The 3608-nt window shown below is 74.5% G+C and carries 3 protein-coding genes; 1 reads left to right on the plus strand and 2 read right to left on the minus strand.

Annotated features, from left to right (window positions below; translation table 11 throughout):
• Positions 1-66: 66 nt before the first annotated feature.
• Both VGL20_09440 and VGL20_09445 read right to left on the minus strand, forming a co-directional pair.
• Complete coding sequence (locus tag VGL20_09440) at positions 67-999, minus strand: nitronate monooxygenase (GenBank protein HEY2703900.1); 933 nt, start codon at positions 997-999, stop codon at positions 67-69.
• Positions 996-2516, minus strand: coding sequence for an RtcB family protein (locus VGL20_09445; protein HEY2703901.1), 1521 nt, complete (start codon positions 2514-2516; stop codon positions 996-998). The genes VGL20_09440 and VGL20_09445 overlap by 4 nt, the downstream gene beginning before the upstream one ends.
• A gap of 70 nt (positions 2517-2586) precedes the next feature.
• On the opposite strand from VGL20_09445, the gene VGL20_09450 reads away from it, so the two are divergent.
• The gene (locus VGL20_09450; protein ID HEY2703902.1) at positions 2587-3309 is read left to right on the plus strand and encodes an alpha-ketoglutarate-dependent dioxygenase AlkB; all 723 of its coding nucleotides are present in this window, start codon (positions 2587-2589) and stop codon (positions 3307-3309) included.
• Positions 3310-3608 lie beyond the last annotated feature (299 nt).

The following is a 3608-nucleotide window of genomic DNA, read 5'->3' on the forward strand; positions in this document are numbered from 1 at the left end:
TGGCAACGATCACACCTCCCTGCCCACGCCCTGGCCCGGGGCCGCCGGCCGGGCTGATCGGGCGGGTCAGCCGGTGAGCTCGGCGACGATCTCCGCCGCGGGCGCCACCGCCTGGACGCCGCCGACGCCCTGCCCCGCGTAGAGCGCCATCGCCCGGATGTGCCCGGAGGTGGCACGCCTCGGGGGTGCGGTGGCCCAGCGCGGCACCGGCATGTGGACGCCGCCGTGGACCGCCTCCCCGGCCACCTCGGCCTCGAGCGCAGCCGCCGCGTCCAGGCACGAGCGCAGCACCCGGTGGGGCGCATCCGGCCAGCCGGCGGAGAACGCCTCGGTGAGCACGGTGTCGTCGCCGCCCGCGGCGAGCAGCGCCTCGACGTAGCGGGGGTGCGCATCCGCCTCCCGGGAGGCGATGAAGCGGGTCCCCACCCGCACCCCGGCGGCGCCGGCGGCCAGGACGGCGGCGACACCCCGAGCGGTGGCGATGCCGCCCGACGCCACCACCGGGAGGTCGACCGCGGCGAGCACCTCGGCGAGCAGCGGCAGCAGGCCGAGACCGCCGCGGACGTGGCCGCCCGCCTCGACGCCCTGGGCGACGACCAGGTCGCAACCCGCGCCGGCGGCGGCCCGTGCCTCCCGTGCCGACCCCACCTGCCAGCCGGCCAGGGCGCCGCCGGCGTGCACCAGCCCGACCAGGGTGGGGTCGGGGACGCCGTAGAAGAAGTCGACGACGCCCACCCGCGAGGCGGCGAGCGCGACGCACTCGCGGTCGACGAAGGGGACGAGGAAGTTCACCCCGCAGGACCCGCGGAGGTCCGCCGGGATGGCGTCGAGGACGGCGGGGAGGGTCACGGAGGAGAGGGTCGCGGCGGCGACCATCCCGTGAGCGCCGGCCCCGGCGACGGCCGTGGCGAGCTCCGGCCCGCCGGCGATCCCGCCCATCGGCGCCTGCTGGAGCGGCAGCCTGCATCCCACCAGCTCGGTGAACCGCGTCGACCTCACCGGCGCCGGCCCCGGCCCCGGTGGCGCTGGCCGGTGGAGAGGTCGCGCACGCCCCGGGTGCGCCGCGGGCCCCTGGTGTCCATCGCCTTCACCGAGGCGATCGGCCAGAGCTGGTGCTCGATCTCGGCGAGGCCGGCGCCGGTGACCGCCTCCACCACCTCCCGGCTCGACTTGTACACGTGGCTGGACTCGTCGAGGGGCACCCGGCCGTCGGTGTTCACCAGCACGCCGGCGGACCGGTACTCCTCGTCGACCACCTCCTGGGAGAGCGAGCGCATCGCCTGGCCCCGCGCCATCCGGCGTCCGGCACCGTGGTTGACGCTGAAGCCGCTCTCGACCGCGCCGGGCAGCGGGCGGAGGATGTACGACCAGTCCCTGTTCGACCCGGGGATGAGCACCGGGTGGCCGGTCGCCTCCCAGGGGGTGCCGGCGAGCTGCGGGTGGCCGGCGGGGAGGGCGCGGGTCGCGCCCTTGCGGTGCACCCAGACGTCGCCGAGCTCCGGGTGCCACTCCCGCTGCACCAGGTTGTGCGAGATCTCGTAGACCAGCTCGAGGTCGGCCTTGAACACCCGCCGGAACGCGGCGGAGATCTCCTCGAAGATGGCCAGGCGGTTGACGATCGCGTAGTTGGCGCCGGCCGCCACCGCGTTGAGGTAGGAGCGGTGGTGCGGGCTGTCGGGGGTGAAGTAGCCGAGGTCGAGGTGGGTGATCTCGTCCGGCCGCTCCTCCCGGGCCATGTGGAAGTAGTTGGTGGCCATGCCGTGCCCGAAGCCGCGGCTGCCGGTGTGCACCTGGACGAAGAGGAGGCCGTCCTGGTTGCGCTGCAGCTCGATGAAGTGGTTGCCGCCGCCGAGGCTGCCGAGCTGGATGATGCCGCGCTCGGGCGTGCCCGCCATGTGCCAGGGGACGTCCCAGTCGTCGTCGACGGGGATGACCTGGCGCTCGGCGCGCTGGCGGTCGACACGGTCGCCGTACCGGGAGACGTAGTAGTCCGCGCCGCCGCGAATGATGCGCTGGAACTCGTCGCGGTCGATGCCCGCCAGCCGGGCGGTGCGGCCGGCGGTGCCGGCGCCCATGCCGATGCGCTCGATCACCTCGCGGTTGAACCGCAGGCAGCGGTCGCGGGTCGCCGCCGCCGCGGGCACGTCGCTGCGTGCCGACACCATCCCGCAGCCGATGTCGTAGCCCACCGGGCCCATGGCGATGGGGCCGTCGGTGAGGATCACGCTGCCCACCGGGACCCCGTAGCCGTAGTGCGCGTCCGGGGTGATGCACACCATCCGGACCCCGGGGAAGTGGGCGGCGTTGACGATCTGCCGGTAGACGTTGTCCTCCAGGTCCTCGAGCAGCCGGTGGGTCATGAAGATGCGCACCGGCACCTCGCCGAGGTCCTCGCCGCGCAGGTCGAACCAGCCGCGGGCGCTGTCCTCGGCGAGGGCCTTCCAGCGGTGGGCGTCGGCCAGCCGCGCCGGGGCGCCGGCGGTGCGGGGGGTGAGGGTCGGCTCGCGATCGGGCACGGAGGAGCAGTCTATGCCCGGGTCCGCGTCAGGAATACCGGCGGCGGCCCCTGGGTACGCTGATCGGGTCATGCCCGAGAACCCCCGGCTGGTGTGGCAGGCGTCGCTCTTCGAGGAGTCCGGCGCGCCCCGAGTGGATCACGACTTCCGCGGGCTGGTGCGGCACCAGCTCGACGCCTCCGCGTGGGTCGACCACGTCCCCGGCTGGCTGGCGCACGCCGACGAGATGTTCGCGTGGCTGCTCGACCGGGCCCCCTGGGAGGAGACCGAGCAGGAGCTCTACGGCCGCACCATCGCCACCCCGCGGCTGATCGCGCGCTGGCCCCACCGCCCCGGAGAGATCGCCCTGCCGCCCGTCCTCGAGGACATCCGCGGTGCCCTCGTGGAGCGGTACCGGCGGCCCTTCGACTCGGTCAGCGCCAACCTCTACCGCGACGGACGCGACAGCGTCGCCTGGCACGGCGACCGGATCGCCCGGACCGTGGTCGACCCGCTGGTCGCGATCCTGTCCCTCGGCCATCCCCGACGGTTCCTGCTCCGCCCCCGAGGCGGCGCGACGAGGCTGACCCTCGATCCCCAGCACGGCGACCTCGTCGTCATGGGCGGGACCAGCCAGCGGCGGTGGCAGCACACCATCCCCAAGGTGGCGTCCGCCGGGCCTCGGATCAGCGTGACCCTGCGTCACGGCGCCGAGAGCGGGGCGCCGGGCGGTCAGGAGGAGGCGGTGCGGGTGGGCGGGACCCAGCTGGCCAGCGTCCAGCTGCCCCGGGGCCGCTGCTCCCAGACCAGGTAGGAACCGCACTCGCAGATGCCCTCGAGCTGCGACCCGGCATCGAGCCAGCCGGCGGCCCGGGTGACCTCGTCGTCCCAGGAGGCGGAGCATTGCGGGCAGGCGCGCCCGCCGATCGGGGTGTCCACGGTGGATGGGATGGGAGCGCTCAACACGCCGCGACCTCCTCAGACTGCCGCCCTCGAGAGGGTGGGGGCGGGGGAGCGCCGGGTCGTTCCATCCCACCTCTCTTGGTCGAAGAGTACACGAGGGATATCAGGATGTAAACCGATCAGGTGTTAGATTCGGCCGCCGGAGAGCGC

This window comes from Candidatus Dormiibacterota bacterium, from assembly GCA_036495095.1.
GTDB lineage: Bacteria > Chloroflexota > Dormibacteria > Aeolococcales > Aeolococcaceae > CF-96.